Raw genomic sequence first — 16,562 nt, 5'->3', positions numbered from 1 at the left:
GAACTATTTCGCCTCGGTAACGCTCTGGGGGCGCAGGCTGTTCCCGGCACGGCCGCCACGGAAGGCATGGAGCCAGCTGATCGGATTCCAGCTCGAATCGCCGTCCAGGCTGAAGGTGATGAATTCGGCGCGACCGCCGATCGCTTCCCACGGCACCGGGCCGCCCAGGCCATTTTCCTCCAGCGGCGCGCGGCTGTCGGCGCTGTTGTCGCGATTGTCGCCCATCAGAAAGACATGGTCGGCGGGCACGCGGACCGGGCCATACCAGTCGAGCGCGCTCGGCCCCATGTCGATCGTGACATAGGTCTTGCCGTTGGGCAGCACTTCCTGCCGCACCGGCAGTTCGCACCAGCTCTTGCCCGCCTTGTCGGTCACCAGCGCGCCAGGGAACTGCATCGGCGGGCAGGGGGCGTTGCCGTCGACCGCTATGCGCAGGGGCTTGAGCACCTTCTGCGGCACCGGCACGCCGTTCAGGATCACCTGACCGCCGCGCACCTCGACAATGTCGCCGGGCAGGCCGATGACCCGCTTGATATAATCCTCGCGCCGGTTCTGGGGCGAGACGATGACGATGTCGCCACGCTCGGGCAGATGGCCCAGGATGCGCCCCTTCAGGAAGGGCAGCGGATGGAAGCTGGGGCTGACATAGGACCAGCCATAGGGGAATTTGCTCACCACCAGCCGGTCGCCCTTCAGCAGCACCGGCATCATCGATTCCGACGGGATGTAGAAGGGCTTGGCGACGAAGCTGTGAAAGGCCAGCACGGCGAGGATGAGCAGCACGATGCTCTTCACCTCATGCCACCAGTTCACCCCGCTGTTGCCGGCCCCGCTATTGCCTGCCTCCTTGTCGTCGGCTGCCGTTTCGGGCGCGGCGGGGGGCAGGGGGTCGGTTTGGGTCATGTCGACTGCCGTCATGGAAGGGCTATGCTCGGATGGGGAGGGCGGCCCGCTCAAAGCGGCAGCGCCTCGATGATGACGAAGGCCTGCGCCCATGGATGATCGTCCGTGAGCGTCAGGTGAATGACCGGCTTGTAGCCCGCCGGCACCATCGATGCCAGCCGCTGTGCGGCACCGCCGGACAGCGCCAGCGTGGGGGCGCCGCTGGGCGCGTTGACGACGCCGATATCCTTCATGAAGACGCCGGCCTTGAAACCGGTGCCGACCGCCTTGGAAAAGGCCTCCTTGGCGGCGAAGCGCTTGGCCAGCGTGCCGGCTTTGGTAAACGGCCGGCGTTCCGCCTTGGCCTGTTCGACATCGGTGAAGACGCGCTGGACGAACCGGTCGCCGAAGCGGTCGAGCGAATTCTGGATCCGCTCGATATTGCAGAGATCGGAGCCGAGGCCGATGATCACGCTTTGGCGGCCTTCATCGGGCCAGGTCCATCTGGCGCCGCATTTCGCGGATGCTGGCTTCCAGCCCGCCGAAGATCGCCTCGCCGATCAGGAAATGGCCGATATTGAGTTCGGCGATCTGCGGGATGGCGGCGATCGGCGCGACATTGTCGAAGGTGAGGCCATGGCCGGCATGCGGCTCGATGCCGTTCTTGGCGGCGAGCGCGGCGGCGTCGGCAATGCGGCGCAGCTCGACCGCGCGGGCCTCGCCGGTCAGATGGGCATAGGCGCCGGTATGAAATTCGACCACGGGCGCGCCAAGCTGGATCGCGGCCTCGATCTGGGCGGCGTCGGCCTCGATGAACAGGCTGACGCGGATGCCGGCCTCGGTGAGTGCGGCGACGATCGGGCGCAGCACTTCGATCTGGCCGGCGGCGTCCAGGCCGCCCTCGGTCGTGCGCTCCTCGCGCTTTTCCGGCACGATGCAGGCGGCATGCGGCTTGTGCTTGAGGGCGATGCCCAGCATTTCCTGCGTCGCCGCCATTTCCAGGTTCAGCGGCACGTCGAGCGCCGCCATCAGCATCGCGATATCCTCGTCGCGGATATGGCGGCGATCCTCGCGCAGATGCGCGGTGATGCCGTTGGCGCCGGCCTTCACCGCCAGCAGCGCGGCCTTGACCGGATCGGGATGTTCGCCGCCCCGCGCGTTGCGGATCGTCGCCACATGGTCGATATTGACCCCCAGGCGCAGCGGAACGGCGGCCATCTTATTGCTTCCGGCTGCCGGGCTTGATCGCTGGCACCGCTTCCAGTTCGGGCGGCAGCTGATCGGCGTCATAGACCGGGAAATTGATGCTCACGAGCGGGTAGAAGGGGACGCCCAGGTCCACTTCGCCGGCCGAACGATCGACCAGCGCCACTTCGGCGACGACGATGCCGCCTTCGCGCTCGACCGCCTCGATCGCCTGGCGCGAGGACAGGCCGGTGGTGACGACGTCTTCCACCATCAGCACTTTCTGCCCCGGCGATATGGCAAAGCCGCGGCGCAGTTCGAACACGCCCTCGGGCCGTTCGAGGAACACCGCATCCTTGTCGAGCGCGCGGCCGACTTCATGGCCGATGATCAGGCCGCCCATGGCGGGCGACACGACCAGGTCGATCTCCTGGCGCAGCTCGCGCGGCAGCTGCTGCACGGTGGCGCGGGCCAGCTTGCCGGCGCGCTCGGCATTCATCAGCACGCGGGCGCACTGCAGGTAATTGGCGCTGCGGCGGCCCGACGACAGGATGAAATGTCCTTCGAGCAGCGCACCTGCTGCCCGGAATTCTGCCAATACTTCTTCGTCGGTCATTCCGCCCTGTTCCACTATTCCGTTGCGGGAGGTCGCGCAAAAACGGCGCCCGGCCCGCCCATATCGCACGGGCATGACATGCCCATGATCGCGCACCTGTGCGCGAGGTGCGAGATAGGCGGGAGCGGGAGGCGTTGCAACAGCGAAGAAAATCTGGTCCACACTGACTTGAGGCAGAAAAATTCGTTGCCTATAAGCCGCCACATAGACCGAACGGGCGGGCACGACGCGAAAGTGGACGTTCCCGTTGCAGCGGCAACAAGGGGTTAGGGGTAGATGAGGCTATGAAAAAGGTGAGATCGCTCATTCTGGCCGGCTTGCTGGCAATGGCGCCGGCAACGGTGATGAGCCCGATGGCATTGGCGCAGGAGAATGCCGCCGCTGCCGCCCCCGCTGCTGACAATGCAGCTATATCGACCGAATCACCCGACAATGCGACGGCCCCTGCGGCCGAAGCCGCGCCCGCCGCCAAGGTCGCCGCGCCGCCGCGGATGAAGCCGACCGAAGGCATCGGCATGCCCAAGCCCGGCGAGATCACGCTGCAGGAGCAGTTCACCTCCACCGGCCACACCGCGCGCTGGCTGCACGACAAGATGCTGCTGCCGCTCATCACCATCATCTCGGTCTTCGTGCTGCTGCTGATGCTCTATGTGATGGTGCGCTATCGCCGCTCCGCCAACCCGGTGCCGTCCAAGACCTCCCACAACACTGTCATCGAAGTGGTGTGGACGCTGGTCCCGGTCCTCATCCTGCTGGTGATCGCGATTCCCTCGATCGGCCTGCTGGCCGACCAGTATAAGCCCGCGCCCAAGGATGCGCTGACCGTGAAGGTCACCGGCTATCAATGGTATTGGGGCTATGAATATCCCGACAACGGTATCCCCGAATTCGTGTCGAACATGCTGCCCGAGGACAAGGCGAAGGAAAATGGCGAGCCCTATCTGCTCGCGCCCGACAATCGCCTGGTCCTGCCGGTCGGTCGTCCGGTCAAGCTGATCATCACCGGCGCCGACGTGATCCACAGCTTTGCCGTGCCTTCGCTCTGGGTGAAGATGGACGCCGTGCCCGGACGCCTGAACGAGAAGAGCTTCACCATCGAGAAGCCGGGCGTCTATTATGGCCAATGTTCGGAACTGTGCGGCGCACGCCACGGCTTCATGCCGATCGCGATCGAGGCGCTGCCCCCGGCTCAGTTCGACCAGTGGGTCCAGTCGCAGGGCGGCACGCTGAAGGGCGCAGCGGCGGAGAAGACGGCTGAAGCCGCTGCCGCTACTGCTGAAAAGAAGATCTGAGGGGTAGGAACGTCATGACCACCATCACCGCCGACCATCATGGCGATCATCATGGCGACCATGCCCATGATCATCATGATGCCGACCACAAGCCGGCCTTCTTCCAGCGCTGGTTCATGTCCACCAACCACAAGGACATCGGCACCCTCTATCTGATCTTCGCGATCATGGCCGGCCTGATCGGCGGCGCCATTTCCGGCCTGATGCGCATGGAATTGCGCGAGCCGGGCATCCAGTTCCTGCATATCTGGGCGCAGTGGAGCGACGGTCCCGCCGCGACGCTGGACCAGGCCTATCACCTCTGGAACGTGCTGATCACCGCCCATGGCCTGATCATGGTCTTCTTCATGGTGATGCCCGCGATCATCGGCGGCTTTGGCAACTGGTTCGTGCCGATCATGATCGGCGCGCCGGACATGGCCTTCCCGCGGATGAACAATATCAGCTTCTGGCTGCTCATCCCCGCCTTCCTGCTGCTGCTCGGCTCCACCTTCGTGCCCGGCGGCACCGGCAATGGCGCGGGCACCGGCTGGACCGTCTATGCGCCACTGTCGACCAGCGGGTCGGCCGGCCCGGCCGTCGACATGGCGATCCTGTCGCTGCACATCGCCGGCGCCAGCTCGATCCTGGGCGCGATCAACTTCATCACCACCATCCTCAACATGCGTGCGCCGGGCATGACCCTGCACAAGATGCCGCTGTTCGTCTGGTCGGTGCTGGTTACCGCCTTCCTGCTGCTGCTCGCGCTGCCGGTTCTGGCCGCGGCGATCACCATGCTGCTGACCGACCGCAATTTCGGCACCACCTTCTATGATGCGGCCGGTGGCGGCGATCCCGAACTCTACCAGCATCTTTTCTGGTTCTTCGGCCACCCCGAAGTCTATATCATGATCCTGCCGGGCTTCGGCATCGTCAGCCAGATCGTCTCGACCTTCAGCCGCAAGCCGGTGTTCGGCTATCTCGGCATGGCCTATGCCATGGTCGCGATCGGCGTGGTCGGCTTCGTCGTCTGGGCGCACCACATGTTCACCACCGGCATGTCGGTGAATGTGAAGATGTATTTCACCGCCGCCACCATGGTCATCGCGGTGCCGACCGGCATCAAGATTTTCTCGTGGATCGCCACCATCTGGGGCGGGTCGATCAGCTTCAAGACGCCGATGGTATGGGCGCTGGGCTTCATCTTCCTGTTCACCGTGGGCGGCGTGACCGGCGTGGTGCTGGCCAATGGCGGCGTCGATGACGTGCTGCACGACACCTATTATGTGGTCGCGCACTTCCACTATGTGCTCTCGCTGGGCGCGGTCTTCTCGCTGTTCGCGGGCTTCTATTACTGGTTCCCGAAAATGACGGGGCGCATGTATAATGAAGTGCTGGGCCAGCTCCATTTCTGGGTCTTCTTCATCGGCGTGAACCTGCTGTTCTTCCCGATGCACTTCCTGGGCCTGAGCGGCATGCCGCGCCGTTATCCCGACTATCCCGAGGCGTTCGCCTATTGGAACAAGATCGCGACCCACGGCTATGAGATCATGGCGGTCGGCGTGCTGATCTTCCTGGTCAATGTCTTCTGGTCGCTGTTCGCCGGCAGACGCGCCGAGGGCAATCCCTGGGGCGAAGGCGCGACGACGCTGGAATGGACGCTGACCAGCCCGCCGCCCTATCACCAGTTCGAGACCCTGCCGGTCATCGACTGATTGCCATGCGGGTGCCCGGCCTAGACCGGGCACTCCATCCCCCTGCGGCGGGGCAGATGGGTAGGACCGTCTGTCCATTTGCCGGAATCGGTCAGGGCCTGTATGGGGCGCCGGCTGATCGAAGAGGAGTTTATGGCCAGTTCGCCGCTTTCGTCCGGGGCTAATGCCCCCGTCCTGCCCGCTCATTGGCGCGATTTCGTCGCGCTGACCAAGCCGCGCGTGATGACGCTTGTGGTGTTCACGGGCCTGTGCGGGCTGCTCGCCGCGCCCGGCCATATCCATCCGGTGCTGGGCTTTACCGCGATATTGTGCATCGCGCTGGGCGCCGGCGCGGCCGCCGCGCTCAACCAGTGGTGGGAAGCCGACATCGACGCCAAGATGAAGCGCACCGCCAGCCGGCCGCTGCCCGCCGGCCGGATGGAGCGGCAGACGGCGCTGCATTTCGGCGTCGGCCTGTCCTTCTTCTCGGTGATCCTGATGGGGATGGCGACCAACTGGCTGGCCGCTGCGGTGCTGACCGTCTCGATCCTCTTCTATGTCTTCATCTATACCATCTGGCTGAAGCCCCGGACGGCGCAGAATATCGTCATCGGCGGCGCGGCCGGCGCCTTCCCGCCGGTGATCGGCTGGGCGGCGGTGACGGGCGACATCACCGCGCTGCCGATTGCGCTGTTCATGCTGATCTTCTTCTGGACGCCGCCCCATTTCTGGGCGCTCGCGCTATTCGTGAAGACCGATTATGCCGCCGCCGGCATCCCGATGCTGCCGGTCGTGTCGGGCGAGGTCGTGACCCGGCGCCAGATCCTCTTCTACACCTTCATCATGGCGGTTGCCGCGCTGGCTCCGGTCGCGCTGCAACTGACCGGCGCGATCTATGGCACGGCGGCGCTGGTGGGCACCGCGATCTTCGCGGCCATGGCCTTCCAGGTCTATCTGCGCCGCGAAACCGATCCCGCGCGCATGGCGCCGGAAAAGCGGCTGTTCAAATATTCGATCCTGTATCTCTTCCTGCTGTTCGGGGCAGTGGTCGTCGACCGCTGGCTGCTGGCATGAGTCCGGAAGATCAGGATCAGGTGCGCGCACGGCAAAAGTCCCGTGCGCTGGTGACCGGGCTGCTGCTCGGCTTCCTCGCCATCCTCTTCTTCGCCATCACTTTGGCGAAGATCGGCGCGAGCCATAATATCTGATGGCCTCGCTCCCGCCCTCGCCCTTTGACCGCGACCGCCGCAACCGGCGGACGCTGGTGGCGATGGCGGGCATCGGCCTGGCGATGCTTGGCCTCGGCTTCGCCTCGGTCCCGCTCTACCGCATCTTCTGTCAGACGACCGGTTTCGGCGGCACGACCCAGCGCGCGGCGGCCGATGTGAAGCTGACCCCGGTGGCCGGGCGGACCATGTCGATCCGCTTCGATTCCAATGTCCAGCCCGGCATGCCCTGGGAATTTCGCCCCGAACATCGCACCGACACGGTGACCGTCGGCGCCCGCGACATGGCGATTTTCATTGCGAAGAACCTGTCCGACAAGCCGGTGACCGGCACCGCCAGTTTCAACGTCACGCCGACCCAGGCTGGCGCCTATTTCACCAAGATCCAATGCTTCTGCTTCACCCAGCAGACGCTGCAGCCCGGTGAAGAAGTGCGCATGCCGGTGATCTATTATGTCGATCCCAAGATATTGCAGGATCCCGACAACAAGGACACGCAGCAGATAACGCTCAGCTACACCTTCTATCCTGTTGAGCAGGGGAAGCAGCCAAGCTAAGCTGACGAGAATAACCGAAAAACAGGGAAGAGGTAGAAACCGTCATGGCAGGCGCCAAGAACCACGATTATCATATCCTTCCGCCCAGCATCTGGCCGCTGTTCGGCTCGATGTCGGCGCTGGTGATGGCGATGGGCGCGATCATGTGGATGCATCCCGACGCGATGCCCGCCGGCGGTGGCTGGATCTTCCTGATCGGTGTGGCCGGTGTCCTCTTCACCATGTTCAGCTGGTGGAGCAATGTGATCGCCGAGGCGCATGCCGGCGATCATACGCCGGTGGTTCAGCTGCATCTGCGCTATGGCATGATCCTGTTCATCGCGTCCGAAGTCATGTTCTTCGTCGGCTGGTTCTGGGCCTTTTTCGACTTCTCCCTCTTCCCCAGCGAACTGGCGCCGATCGAGGGCATGTTCCCGTCCAAGGGCATCGAGGTGATGAACGCGTTCGAGCTGCCCTTGCTCAACACGCTGATCCTGCTCTGCTCGGGCACCACCGTCACCTGGGCGCATCATGCGCTGATCCACGGCGATCGCGAAGGGCTGAAAAAGGGCCTGTGGTGTACGGTGATCCTGGGCGCGCTGTTCAGCTGCATCCAGGCCTATGAATATATGCACGCGCCGTTCCCGTTCGGCGGTTCGCCCTATAGCTCGGCCTTCTATATGGCGACCGGCTTCCATGGCTTCCATGTGCTGGTCGGCACCATCTTCCTGGTGGTGAACCTGATCCGCGCCTATAAGGGCGACTTCACCCCGCGCCAGCATTTCGGCTTTGAAGCGGCCGCCTGGTACTGGCATTTCGTCGACGTGGTGTGGCTGTTCCTGTTCGCCGCCATCTATGTCTGGGGCGGCTGGGGCGCGCCGATCCACGGCGGCTGATGATTCAAGCATGACGGCGAAGGCGACAGGCATGGACCTGCTTGCGGCCTCCGCCCGCGGCCTTTGCCCCCGTTGCAGCGCACCGACCCTGTTCGAAGGGCCGGTGCGTTTTGCGTCGCGCTGTCGCCAGTGCGGGCTGGACTATGGCCAATATAATGTCGGCGACGGGCCGGCGGCTTTCCTGACGCTGATCATCGGCGCGGTCATGGTCGCGCTGGCGCTCACGCTGGAACTGACGGTCCATCCGCCGCTGTGGCTGCACCTGCTGCTCTGGGCGCCGCTGACCGCCGGCGCCGTGGTCGGCAGCCTGCGCGTCGCCAAGGGCGCGCTGCTGACGGTCGAATATCGCAAAAATGCCCGCGAGGGACGGGTGGTGGAGAAGAAGGACGCATGAGCGGACGGCGCATCCCGATTGTTCCGACCGTGCTGGTCTGTGTCGCGATCGCTGTCATGATCGCGCTCGGCATCTGGCAGTTGCAGCGCCGGGGCGAGAAGGAAACCATGCTGGCGTTGGCGGCCAGCAATGTGTCGCGCCCGGCCGTCGCCTTCCCCAAAATGCCGCCGGTGCCCGATGAACTTCTGTTCCGCCCGTCGTCGGTCCATTGCCTGCGCGTCGTCGGCTGGCAGGTGGAGGCCGGGCGCGCCGCCGACGGATCGACCGGCTATCGCCATATCGCCCAATGCACGACCGGCGCCGAAGGGCCGGGCGCGCTGGTCGCTGTCGGCGTCGGCCAGAAGCCGGATGACAAACCGGCCTGGACCGGCGGGCAGGTCGAAGGCTGGATTTCGCAGGAGCCCGATCATCGCTCGCTGATCGCGCGGGCAGGGGGCAGGACCATGCCGCTGCGGCCGATGCTGGTCGCGCGCGCCGCACCGCCGGGCCTGAAACCCATGGCACCGCCCAGCACCGCCGACGTGCCCAACAATCATCTCGCCTATGCGGTGCAATGGTTCATTTTTGCCGCGCTGGCGGCAATAATCTATCTGCTTGTCCTGCGCCGACGCAATGCGGAGCCGCCAAGGCCGTCGTAAAGGCTTGCCCCGGCGCGCGCGCGTCGCTACCGCGCTTTCCCATTATGCAATATGTCAGCACCAGGGGAAGCGCACCGGCGCTCGGTTTTGAAGATGTCACGCTGGCGGGCCTGGCGTCCGACGGTGGGCTTTATGTGCCGGAGAGCTGGCCGCAATTTTCCGCTGCCGACATTCGCGCCCTCGCTGGCCTTTCCTATGTCGAAACCGCCGTGCGCGTCATGGCGCCGTTCGTCGCCGGATCGCTGAGCGAAGAGGAACTGCGTGAGCTGTGCACCGCTGCCTATGGCCGGTTCAGCCATGACGCGGTGACGCCGCTGGTCCAGCTCGACAATCGCCACTGGATGCTGGAGCTGTTCCATGGTCCGACCCTGGCGTTCAAGGATGTCGCGCTCCAGCTGCTCGGCCAGCTGTTCGAGCGCTTCCTGTCGCGCCGCGACGACCATCTGACCATCGTCGGCGCCACATCGGGCGACACCGGTTCGGCCGCGATCGACGCGGTCGCCGGCCGCGAGAAGGTCGACATCTTCATGCTGCATCCCGAGGGCCGGGTGTCCGACGTGCAGCGCCGCCAGATGACCACGGTGCTGGCGCCCAATGTCTACAACATCGCGATCGACGGCAGCTTCGACGATGCGCAGGCGCTGGTGAAGCGCATGTTCAACGACGCTGACTTCAAGGCGCGCTTCAACCTGTCGGCGGTGAACAGCATCAACTGGGCGCGGCTGATGGCGCAGGTCGTCTATTATTTCTACGCCGCCGTGCGGCTGGGCGCGCCCGATCGCCCGATTGCCTTCTCGGTGCCGACCGGCAATTTCGGCGATGTCTTCGCCGGCTATGTCGCGTCGAAAATGGGCCTGCCGATCGCCAAGCTGGTGGTCGCCACCAACGTCAACGACATATTGCACCGCGCTTTGTCGGAGGGCGACTATAGCCAGGGCCAGGTCGTGCCGACCGCGACGCCCAGCATGGACATTCAGGTCAGCTCCAATTTCGAGCGGCTGCTGTTCGATGCCGGCGGCCGTGACGGCGTTGCGCTCGCCCAGCAGATGCAGGGTTTCGAGGCGAGCAAGGCGATGCGCCTCACCAATGCTCAGCGCGAGGGCGCGGCGAACCTGTTCACCTCCGCCCGGATCGATGCCGACGGCATGACCATGGCGATGCGCTGGGCGTTCGACGCCGCCGGCCAGGTGATCGACCCGCACAGCGCCATCGGCCTCGCCGCCGCGCGCGAGGCGGACATCGACCCGTCGATCCCGGTGGTGACGCTGGCGACCGCCCATGCCGCCAAGTTCCGCGACGCGGTGGAGCGGGCGACCGGCACGCGGCCACCGCTGCCTGCACGGGTCGGCGACCTGTTCGCGCGCGAGGAAAGCTATGCCAAGCTGCCCGGCACGTTCGAGGCGGTGACCGCCTATGTCGCGGAGCGGGCGACGCCGCGCGGCTGATCGCGGGTTGATCCCCTCTCGACAGGAGCGGCGCAAGAGACGATGAGGCCGAAATGGAACTCAAGACTCTCATCGGCGAACCCTGGTCCGACTATGGCCTGATCGACTCGGGCAACGGTCGCAAGCTCGAACGCTATGGCCGTTTCCGCTTCATCCGCCCCGAACCGCAGGCGATGTGGGCGCCGGCGACCGAAGACTGGCGCGCCGACGGCGAATTCATCCCCGGCTCTGACGAGGATGGCGGCGGCCGCTGGTATTATGACAAGCCGGTCCCGGCCGAGGGCTGGCCGCTGCACTGGAAGGAAGTGACCTTCCAGTCGAGCTGTACCCCCTTCCGCCATCTCGGCTTCTTCCCCGACATGGCGCCGGTGTGGGATTTCATGCGCGCCAGCACCGCCGACAAGCCCGAGGCCGAGGTCATGAACCTGTTCGGTTATACCGGCGTCGGGACGCTTGGCATGTCGGCGGCCGGCGCGCGCATGGTCCATGTCGATGCGTCGAAGAAATCGGTGGCGCAGGCGCGGGCGAACGCCGACCTGTCGGGCATGGGCGGCCGGCCGATCCGTTGGATCGTCGAGGATGCGGCCAAGTTCGTCGCGCGCGAAGTGCGGCGCGGCCGCCGCTATGACGGCATATTGCTCGACCCGCCCAAATATGGCCGCGGCCCCGACGGCGAAGTGTGGCGGCTGGAGGAGGATCTGCCGGGCCTCATCGCCAATTGCCGCCAGTTGCTGGACGCGGACAGTCGCTTCCTGTTCCTCACCGTCTATGCGGTGCGCATGTCCGCGCTGGCGATCGGCGAATTGCTACGCCAAGCCTTTGCCGACCTGCCCGGCGAGGTGGAAGCGGGCGAACTGACCGTGCGCGAGGAAGCCCGCGGCCTGCTGCTCCCCACCGCCATCTGGGCGCGCTGGAAGCGCTAAACCGCCTATAAGCCCTCTCCCGTTTACGGGAGAGGGTTGGGTGAGGGCTTTTCTACGACTGCCCTCATGATAGACTCTGCCAATGCCCAGCATCGGCCCGACCAGTCCCAACGCTTCACGTCTGCGGCGCAACGCAACTGAATGTGAGCAACGGCTATGGGCCGTCTTGCGCAATCGCCAGCTTGAAGGTTTCAAGTTCCGGCGCCAGGCGACGGTCGGGCCATTCGTGGTCGATTTTCTCTGCGCCGAATATCGCTTCATCGTCGAGATCGATGGCGGGCAGCATGATGAACGGACGGATGCGTCGCGCACGACGCAGCTGCAATCGGCGGGCTATGTGATCCACCGGTTCTGGAATCATGATGTGGTCGAGAATTTCGACGGCGTGGTGGAGCGGATCAGGCTGGAATTGCTTGCCGTTCGAGAGACGTAAGCAAGAAGACCCTCACCCAACCCTCTCCCGCCTGCGGGAGAGGGCTATTACGCGCGTTGCCTTACTTCCCGACCTTGATTTCGAACAGTTTCGGCCAGTTCTTGCCGGTGATGAAGACGCGGTCGGTCTTCGCGTCATAGGCGATGCCGTTGGCGACGGCTTCGCTGTCGGTGACGCCGGCCTGCTTGCGCAGCGGGGCGACATCGATCCAGTCGATCACGCCGCCGCTGCGCGGGTCGATCCGGGCGATCTTCGTGTCATACCAGACATTGGCCCAGATCTCGCCCTTGACCCATTCCAGCTCGTTCAGCCGATCGACCGCGCGGCCGTTCCAGGTGACGGTGATGCGGCGCTGTTCGTTCAGCGTCTCGGGATCGAGGAAGCGCAACTGCGCGCTGCCGTCGCTCATGATGATCGACCGGCCATCCTGGGTCAGGCCCCAGCCTTCGCCTTCATAGCGGAAGGTGGAGAGGGGCGAGAAATCGTCCAGCTTCCAGACAAAGCCCTGGCGGTGGCGCCAGGTCAGGCTGACCAGCTTACCGCCCCAGTTGACGATGCCCTCGCCGAAATAGGGCTGCTCGACCACGCGGCGCTGTTCGACTTTGCCGGTCTTGAGCGCGACCTTGCGGATCTCCGACTGGCCTTCAAGGCCGGTGCTCTCATAAAGCGCGCCGTCGAGGTAGAAGAGACCCTCGGTGAAGGCCGCCGGATCATGCGGATAGGCCTTGACCAAAGTCCAGGGGGTTTCCGCCCCGGCCGGCGCGGTCAGGGTAAGGGCGCAGGCGAGCGCCAGCAGCCCTTGCCTCATTCGGCGGCCTGCGCGGCGATCGCGGTGGCGAGCCAGGCGGGCAGGGTGGCGGGGGCGATCGCCTCCACCCGTTGCAGTTCGATCGAGAGGCCAAGGTCGGGCAGGGCGGCGCGCTGGCGCTTTTCGTCGGCCTGTTCCAGCGGCACCGCGACCAGCCGCCGGTTCACCTTGTTGCGATAATGCATGCGGGCGGTGTTTTCCTGACCGACATAGCAGCCCTTGTCATAATCGACGCCGTGCAGCTCCTCGGCATTGGTTTCGAGCCACAGAATCTGGTCCTGCCCCAGTTCCGCCGCGCCTTCGAACACCCCAAGCGACAGCCGATGGGCGCGGAACGCGGCGGCGGCGTCGCCATCGCTCGCCGGCGCCAGCCAGCGCGCGCCCAGTTCAGGCAGGCGCGGGTCGCGGGGTCTGTCGGCGGCATCGAGCGCCCAATGCACCGCCAGCGACTCGTCGCGGGCAATCACCACCTTGCGGCGCAGCCGGTATATGGTCAGCCGCTTGGCCAGCGCATCTGCCTGCGCCGCCTCGCAGTCGATCAATATATCGCCGTCATCGCCCCACAGGATGAAGTCGAACAGCGCCTTGCCCTGCGGCGTCAGCAGCGCGGTCCAGCGCGCTTCGCCGTCTTTCAGCGTCAGCACGTCGCGGGTCAGCAGCCCCTGCAGGAAGGGACGCGCCTCTTCGCCGGAAATGCGCAGCACCGCGCGGTCGGTAAGGGTGGTATCGGTCATCGGCTTTAGGTAGGACGGCGGCACGACTTCGCCAAGCGGTTCGCGCGAACAGCAGACAGGAATATCGCCATGACCCAGACCTTCGACATGATCCTCAAGAACGGCACCGTCCATACGCCGGGCGGCGCGGAGCAGGTGGATGTGGGCGTGCGCGGCGGCAAGATCGTCGCCATCGGCACCAGCCTTGGCGATGCGGGCGAAGTGATCGACTGTACCGGCCTTGACGTGCTGCCGGGCTGCATCGACAGCCAGGTGCATTTCCGCGAGCCGGGGCTGGAATATAAGGAGGATCTGGAATCGGGCAGCCGCGCCGCGGTGCTGGGCGGCGTCACCGCCGTGTTCGAAATGCCCAACACCAATCCCAATACCGACACTGCCGAGCGGGTGCATGACAAGCTGAAGCGCGCCCATCACCGCATGTGGTGCGACCATGCCTTCTATGTCGGCGCGACGGCAGAAAATGCCGAGCAGTTGAAGGAACTGGAGCGCATTCCCGGCACGTCCGGCGTCAAGATCTTCATGGGCGCATCGACCGGCAGCCTGCTGGTGGATGATGACAATGCGCTGGCCCGCGTGCTGGCGTCGGGTACCCGCCGCGTCGCCATCCATGCCGAGGACGAGACGCGGATGAACGCGCGCAAGGATTATCGGGTCGAGGGCGATCCGTCCTCGCATCCCGTGTGGCGCGACGATGAAAGCGCGATGATCGCGACGAAGCGGATCATCGCGCTCGCCCGCAAGGCGCGCCGCCGCATCCACATCCTGCACGTCACCACCCCGGCGGAGCTGGAATATATCGGCCAGAACAAGGATGTCGCGACCTGCGAAGTCACACCGCAGCATCTGACCCTGGCCGGCGAGGATGCCTATCCGCGCCTGGGCACCTATGCCCAGATGAACCCGCCGATCCGCAGCGCGGCGCATCGCGACGGCCTGTGGTTCTGGCTCAACCAGGGCGTGCCCGACGTGCTGGGCAGCGACCATGCGCCGCACACGATCGAGGAAAAGGCGAAGGTCTATCCCGCCTCGCCCAGCGGCATGCCGGGCGTGCAGACGCTGGTGCCGCTGCTGCTCAATCATGTCGCCGAAGGGCGGCTGACGCTGCGCCGCTTCATCGAACTGACCTCGTCGGGGCCGCAGCGCGTGTTCGGCCTCACCTGCAAGGGCCGGATCGCGCTCGGCTATGATGCCGACTTCACCGTGGTCGACCTCAAGAAGAAATGGACCGTCGGCAAGGATTGGCTCGCCTCGCGCTGCGACTGGTCGCCGTTCGACGGCATGGACCTGACCGGCAAGGCGATCGGCACCATCATCCGCGGCAACCGCGTGATGTGGGAAGACAGCCTGGCCAATCAGGCGGTCGGCGAGCCGGTCCGGTTCGAGGCGACCGAATTCAACTGATCGGGATCAGGCCGTCGCCACCGACGGCCTGCAGCCCCCTCCCGTAAACGGGAGGGGAATGGCGGGAAACCACCCATCTCAGACATGAAAATGGCCCTGACCATCCGAAGACGATCAGGGCCGCAAGTCGTACGGAAAAGAATTCCGGGCCGGTCGCTCAGCCGCGTTCGCCGAGCAAGATCAGATTAGAAGCGGAAACCGCCCGTTACCGCGATCTGATGGCGCGACGCGGCGATGCCGGTGTTGAAACCGTCATAGCTGTAATTGCCATAGTCGCTGTAGCGATATTCGAGACGGGCAAAGTTTCCTGCGTTCGCGAATTCGATGCCGCCGCCGACGCGGTAACCGTCAAGGTTGTCGCCTTCGCTGGCGCTGTCGCCATCATAGCTGACCGAGAGCTTCGCGCGGGCGTTGGTGTAGCCGCCCTTGGCATACAGCATCAGGTTCTGCGACACCGGGAAACCAAGGCGCGCGCCGACATAGAGGTCGCGGCCAGCCGACAGCTTCCAGCGATCGCCATCGACAAGAACGTCGGTTGCGGTTTCCTTGACGGTGGAGTCGCTGACTTCACCTTCAACGCCGATTACCAGAGTGCCGATGTCATAGTCATAGCCAGCGGTCAGGCCATAGAGGAAGCCGCCCTTGCTATCGTCGAGATCGTCGTAGGACAGATTGACACTGTCATAGCCAACGGTCGCACCGACCTTAAAACCGCCGAAATTCGAGGCTTCCTGCGCGTATGCGGGAGCCGACACAGCAGCCAGAGCGGCCGCCGCGAAAAGAACGTTCTTCAAATTACAAACCCCTGATATTGATGCACAAAGTTATCGTGCGACCCTTGCTGGCTCAAATAGGGGGTGAAGCCGTTAGGGCAACCTTGGTTTCGTTTCCAAACCGTTTCGAGGATGGATTGTGACAATTATGTCGCGTTGCGATTTGTCGGGATGGATTGACGATGATTGGGGTTATCGTCCCCGATATGGCTCACATGCGATGCCATCCCCGTCGCCATCCATATGTGCCCCATAGCCCGGCTGCCCCCGGTGGATTGGCGCAGCGCCGGCTGCACGGGCGTCGGCGCAATTCCGATACGACCATGTTCCCGACCCCGTTGGAGTTTGGGCGCGTGGGCTGCGCTGAGGAGTGGCGCTAGAACCTGAAGGCTGCTGGGCGTCCAGTTCGTCCGCCGACATCGGGCGATCCCGGATCGTGTCGCGGGTCGGTCGCCACTCTGATGTGACTTCGTCGGCGGCGCTGGCTTCGGGGACCGTCGTTGAGGAGGACATGTATCTGCTACCACCGCCCACGGCGACGCCGACCAGCCCGGCGACCGCAAACGACTTCAAGGCGAAATTGTTACGCATGTGGGGCATATTGTCGATCGAGAGTAAAGGATCGGTTTGCATTCGAGGGCGGTGCCGATCCGGTGCCCCATTGGCGCGACTCGCTTTGATGGGAGCCGTGCTGCCGCGCGGCGGTC

Annotated in this window: 20 protein-coding genes; 12 read left to right on the top strand and 8 right to left on the bottom strand. The window is 64.7% G+C overall.

The features are described 5' to 3' along the window. Positions 1 to 3 precede the first annotated feature (3 nt). From lepB to pyrE, 4 genes are read right to left on the bottom strand one after another with little or no spacing between them, the layout of a single operon-like run. Positions 4 to 918, bottom strand: coding sequence for a signal peptidase I (lepB, locus tag ACUCV3_RS04500; RefSeq protein WP_010339612.1), 915 nt, complete (start codon positions 916 to 918; stop codon positions 4 to 6). 35 nt (positions 919 to 953) lie between these two features. Next, positions 954 to 1,355 (bottom strand): holo-ACP synthase, encoded by a 402-nt coding sequence (gene acpS / locus ACUCV3_RS04495; RefSeq protein ID WP_010339613.1) that lies wholly within the window; start codon positions 1,353 to 1,355, stop codon positions 954 to 956. Positions 1,356 to 1,368: 13 nt separating this feature from the next. Then, positions 1,369 to 2,100: a pyridoxine 5'-phosphate synthase gene (locus ACUCV3_RS04490; protein WP_010339614.1), complete on the bottom strand. Its 732-nt coding sequence runs from the start codon at positions 2,098 to 2,100 to the stop codon at positions 1,369 to 1,371. 1 nt (position 2,101) lies between these two features. Continuing rightward, a complete protein-coding gene (gene pyrE / locus ACUCV3_RS04485) occupies positions 2,102 to 2,683 on the bottom strand; it encodes an orotate phosphoribosyltransferase (RefSeq protein ID WP_004208611.1) in 582 nt (193 codons plus the stop codon). Between the two features lie 284 nt (positions 2,684 to 2,967). Between pyrE and coxB the strand changes: the two genes are divergently transcribed. The 11 genes from coxB (at position 2,968) to ACUCV3_RS04430 (ending at position 12,139) form a co-directional block, all read left to right on the top strand. Next, complete coding sequence (gene coxB, locus ACUCV3_RS04480) at positions 2,968 to 3,975, top strand: cytochrome c oxidase subunit II (protein ID WP_004208610.1); 1,008 nt, start codon at positions 2,968 to 2,970, stop codon at positions 3,973 to 3,975. A gap of 14 nt (positions 3,976 to 3,989) precedes the next feature. Further along, entirely contained in the window at positions 3,990 to 5,669 is a 1,680-nt protein-coding gene (gene ctaD / locus ACUCV3_RS04475; RefSeq protein WP_004208609.1) for a cytochrome c oxidase subunit I, read from the top strand. Between the two features lie 132 nt (positions 5,670 to 5,801). Then, the gene (locus tag ACUCV3_RS04470) at positions 5,802 to 6,722 is read left to right on the top strand and encodes a heme o synthase (protein ID WP_048937459.1); all 921 of its coding nucleotides are present in this window, start codon (positions 5,802 to 5,804) and stop codon (positions 6,720 to 6,722) included. Next, positions 6,719 to 6,856, top strand: a complete 138-nt coding sequence (locus ACUCV3_RS04465) for a hypothetical protein (protein WP_010339616.1) — start codon at positions 6,719 to 6,721, stop codon at positions 6,854 to 6,856. Before ACUCV3_RS04470 ends, ACUCV3_RS04465 begins: the two co-directional genes overlap by 4 nt. Then, positions 6,856 to 7,431, top strand: a complete 576-nt coding sequence (locus tag ACUCV3_RS04460; RefSeq protein WP_010339617.1) for a cytochrome c oxidase assembly protein — start codon at positions 6,856 to 6,858, stop codon at positions 7,429 to 7,431. The genes ACUCV3_RS04465 and ACUCV3_RS04460 overlap by 1 nt, the downstream gene beginning before the upstream one ends. Before the next feature lie 44 nt (positions 7,432 to 7,475). Continuing rightward, on the top strand, positions 7,476 to 8,306 hold the full coding sequence (locus ACUCV3_RS04455; RefSeq protein ID WP_004208605.1) for a cytochrome c oxidase subunit 3: 831 nt from the start codon (positions 7,476 to 7,478) through the stop codon (positions 8,304 to 8,306). Positions 8,307 to 8,316: 10 nt separating this feature from the next. Further along, positions 8,317 to 8,700, top strand: a complete 384-nt coding sequence (locus ACUCV3_RS04450; protein WP_010339618.1) for a DUF983 domain-containing protein — start codon at positions 8,317 to 8,319, stop codon at positions 8,698 to 8,700. Then, on the top strand, positions 8,697 to 9,338 hold the full coding sequence (locus tag ACUCV3_RS04445) for an SURF1 family protein (RefSeq protein WP_010339619.1): 642 nt from the start codon (positions 8,697 to 8,699) through the stop codon (positions 9,336 to 9,338). The genes ACUCV3_RS04450 and ACUCV3_RS04445 overlap by 4 nt, the downstream gene beginning before the upstream one ends. A gap of 44 nt (positions 9,339 to 9,382) precedes the next feature. Then, on the top strand, positions 9,383 to 10,783 hold the full coding sequence (gene thrC, locus ACUCV3_RS04440) for a threonine synthase (RefSeq protein WP_010339620.1): 1,401 nt from the start codon (positions 9,383 to 9,385) through the stop codon (positions 10,781 to 10,783). 53 nt (positions 10,784 to 10,836) lie between these two features. After that, positions 10,837 to 11,706 carry an RsmD family RNA methyltransferase gene (locus ACUCV3_RS04435; protein ID WP_010339621.1) on the top strand — a complete coding sequence of 290 codons (870 nt, stop codon included), beginning with the start codon at positions 10,837 to 10,839 and terminating at the stop codon, positions 11,704 to 11,706. Positions 11,707 to 11,872: 166 nt separating this feature from the next. Beyond that, positions 11,873 to 12,139, top strand: coding sequence for an endonuclease domain-containing protein (locus tag ACUCV3_RS04430; RefSeq protein ID WP_010339622.1), 267 nt, complete (start codon positions 11,873 to 11,875; stop codon positions 12,137 to 12,139). 61 nt (positions 12,140 to 12,200) lie between these two features. Here ACUCV3_RS04430 and ACUCV3_RS04425 read toward each other — a convergent pair whose 3' ends face one another. Beyond that, complete coding sequence (locus ACUCV3_RS04425) at positions 12,201 to 12,947, bottom strand: glutaminyl-peptide cyclotransferase (RefSeq protein ID WP_010339623.1); 747 nt, start codon at positions 12,945 to 12,947, stop codon at positions 12,201 to 12,203. Beyond that, positions 12,944 to 13,681 (bottom strand): CAF17-like 4Fe-4S cluster assembly/insertion protein YgfZ, encoded by a 738-nt coding sequence (gene ygfZ / locus ACUCV3_RS04420; RefSeq protein WP_010339624.1) that lies wholly within the window; start codon positions 13,679 to 13,681, stop codon positions 12,944 to 12,946. Before ygfZ ends, ACUCV3_RS04425 begins: the two co-directional genes overlap by 4 nt. A 69-nt stretch (positions 13,682 to 13,750) precedes the next feature. Between ygfZ and ACUCV3_RS04415 the strand changes: the two genes are divergently transcribed. Further along, complete coding sequence (locus tag ACUCV3_RS04415; RefSeq protein ID WP_010339625.1) at positions 13,751 to 15,082, top strand: dihydroorotase; 1,332 nt, start codon at positions 13,751 to 13,753, stop codon at positions 15,080 to 15,082. 185 nt (positions 15,083 to 15,267) lie between these two features. Here the strand turns inward: ACUCV3_RS04415 and ACUCV3_RS04410 are convergent, their stop codons facing one another. Together ACUCV3_RS04410 and ACUCV3_RS04405 are read right to left on the bottom strand one after the other, a co-directional pair. Next, positions 15,268 to 15,876, bottom strand: a complete 609-nt coding sequence (locus ACUCV3_RS04410; RefSeq protein WP_010339626.1) for an outer membrane protein — start codon at positions 15,874 to 15,876, stop codon at positions 15,268 to 15,270. 171 nt (positions 15,877 to 16,047) lie between these two features. After that, a complete protein-coding gene (locus ACUCV3_RS04405; RefSeq protein WP_010339627.1) occupies positions 16,048 to 16,275 on the bottom strand; it encodes an excalibur calcium-binding domain-containing protein in 228 nt (75 codons plus the stop codon). Positions 16,276 to 16,562: the final 287 nt, after the last annotated feature.

This window comes from Sphingobium sp. VMM (genome assembly GCF_056790315.1).
The sequence above is the reverse complement of the archived record's forward strand: the minus strand, read 5'-3'. Positions and strand labels throughout refer to the sequence as shown.

Excerpts from the sequence above, each read along its gene's own strand:
- lepB (WP_010339612.1), bottom strand. The coding sequence starts at position 918 with ATGACGGCAGTCGACATGACCCAAACCGACCCCCTGCCCCCCGCCGCG.
- ACUCV3_RS04455 (WP_004208605.1), top strand. The coding sequence starts at position 7,476 with ATGGCAGGCGCCAAGAACCACGATTATCATATCCTTCCGCCCAGCATC.
- pyrE (WP_004208611.1), bottom strand. The coding sequence starts at position 2,683 with ATGACCGACGAAGAAGTATTGGCAGAATTCCGGGCAGCAGGTGCGCTG.
- ACUCV3_RS04405 (WP_010339627.1), bottom strand. The coding sequence starts at position 16,275 with ATGTCGGCGGACGAACTGGACGCCCAGCAGCCTTCAGGTTCTAGCGCC.
- ACUCV3_RS04490 (WP_010339614.1), bottom strand. The coding sequence starts at position 2,100 with ATGGCCGCCGTTCCGCTGCGCCTGGGGGTCAATATCGACCATGTGGCG.
- ACUCV3_RS04450 (WP_010339618.1), top strand. The coding sequence starts at position 8,317 with ATGACGGCGAAGGCGACAGGCATGGACCTGCTTGCGGCCTCCGCCCGC.
- ACUCV3_RS04465 (WP_010339616.1), top strand. The coding sequence starts at position 6,719 with ATGAGTCCGGAAGATCAGGATCAGGTGCGCGCACGGCAAAAGTCCCGT.
- ygfZ (WP_010339624.1), bottom strand. The coding sequence starts at position 13,681 with ATGACCGATACCACCCTTACCGACCGCGCGGTGCTGCGCATTTCCGGC.
- ACUCV3_RS04445 (WP_010339619.1), top strand. The coding sequence starts at position 8,697 with ATGAGCGGACGGCGCATCCCGATTGTTCCGACCGTGCTGGTCTGTGTC.
- ACUCV3_RS04425 (WP_010339623.1), bottom strand. The coding sequence starts at position 12,947 with ATGAGGCAAGGGCTGCTGGCGCTCGCCTGCGCCCTTACCCTGACCGCG.
- ACUCV3_RS04460 (WP_010339617.1), top strand. The coding sequence starts at position 6,856 with ATGGCCTCGCTCCCGCCCTCGCCCTTTGACCGCGACCGCCGCAACCGG.
- ACUCV3_RS04435 (WP_010339621.1), top strand. The coding sequence starts at position 10,837 with ATGGAACTCAAGACTCTCATCGGCGAACCCTGGTCCGACTATGGCCTG.
- ACUCV3_RS04415 (WP_010339625.1), top strand. The coding sequence starts at position 13,751 with ATGACCCAGACCTTCGACATGATCCTCAAGAACGGCACCGTCCATACG.
- ctaD (WP_004208609.1), top strand. The coding sequence starts at position 3,990 with ATGACCACCATCACCGCCGACCATCATGGCGATCATCATGGCGACCAT.
- ACUCV3_RS04470 (WP_048937459.1), top strand. The coding sequence starts at position 5,802 with ATGGCCAGTTCGCCGCTTTCGTCCGGGGCTAATGCCCCCGTCCTGCCC.
- thrC (WP_010339620.1), top strand. The coding sequence starts at position 9,383 with ATGCAATATGTCAGCACCAGGGGAAGCGCACCGGCGCTCGGTTTTGAA.
- coxB (WP_004208610.1), top strand. The coding sequence starts at position 2,968 with ATGAAAAAGGTGAGATCGCTCATTCTGGCCGGCTTGCTGGCAATGGCG.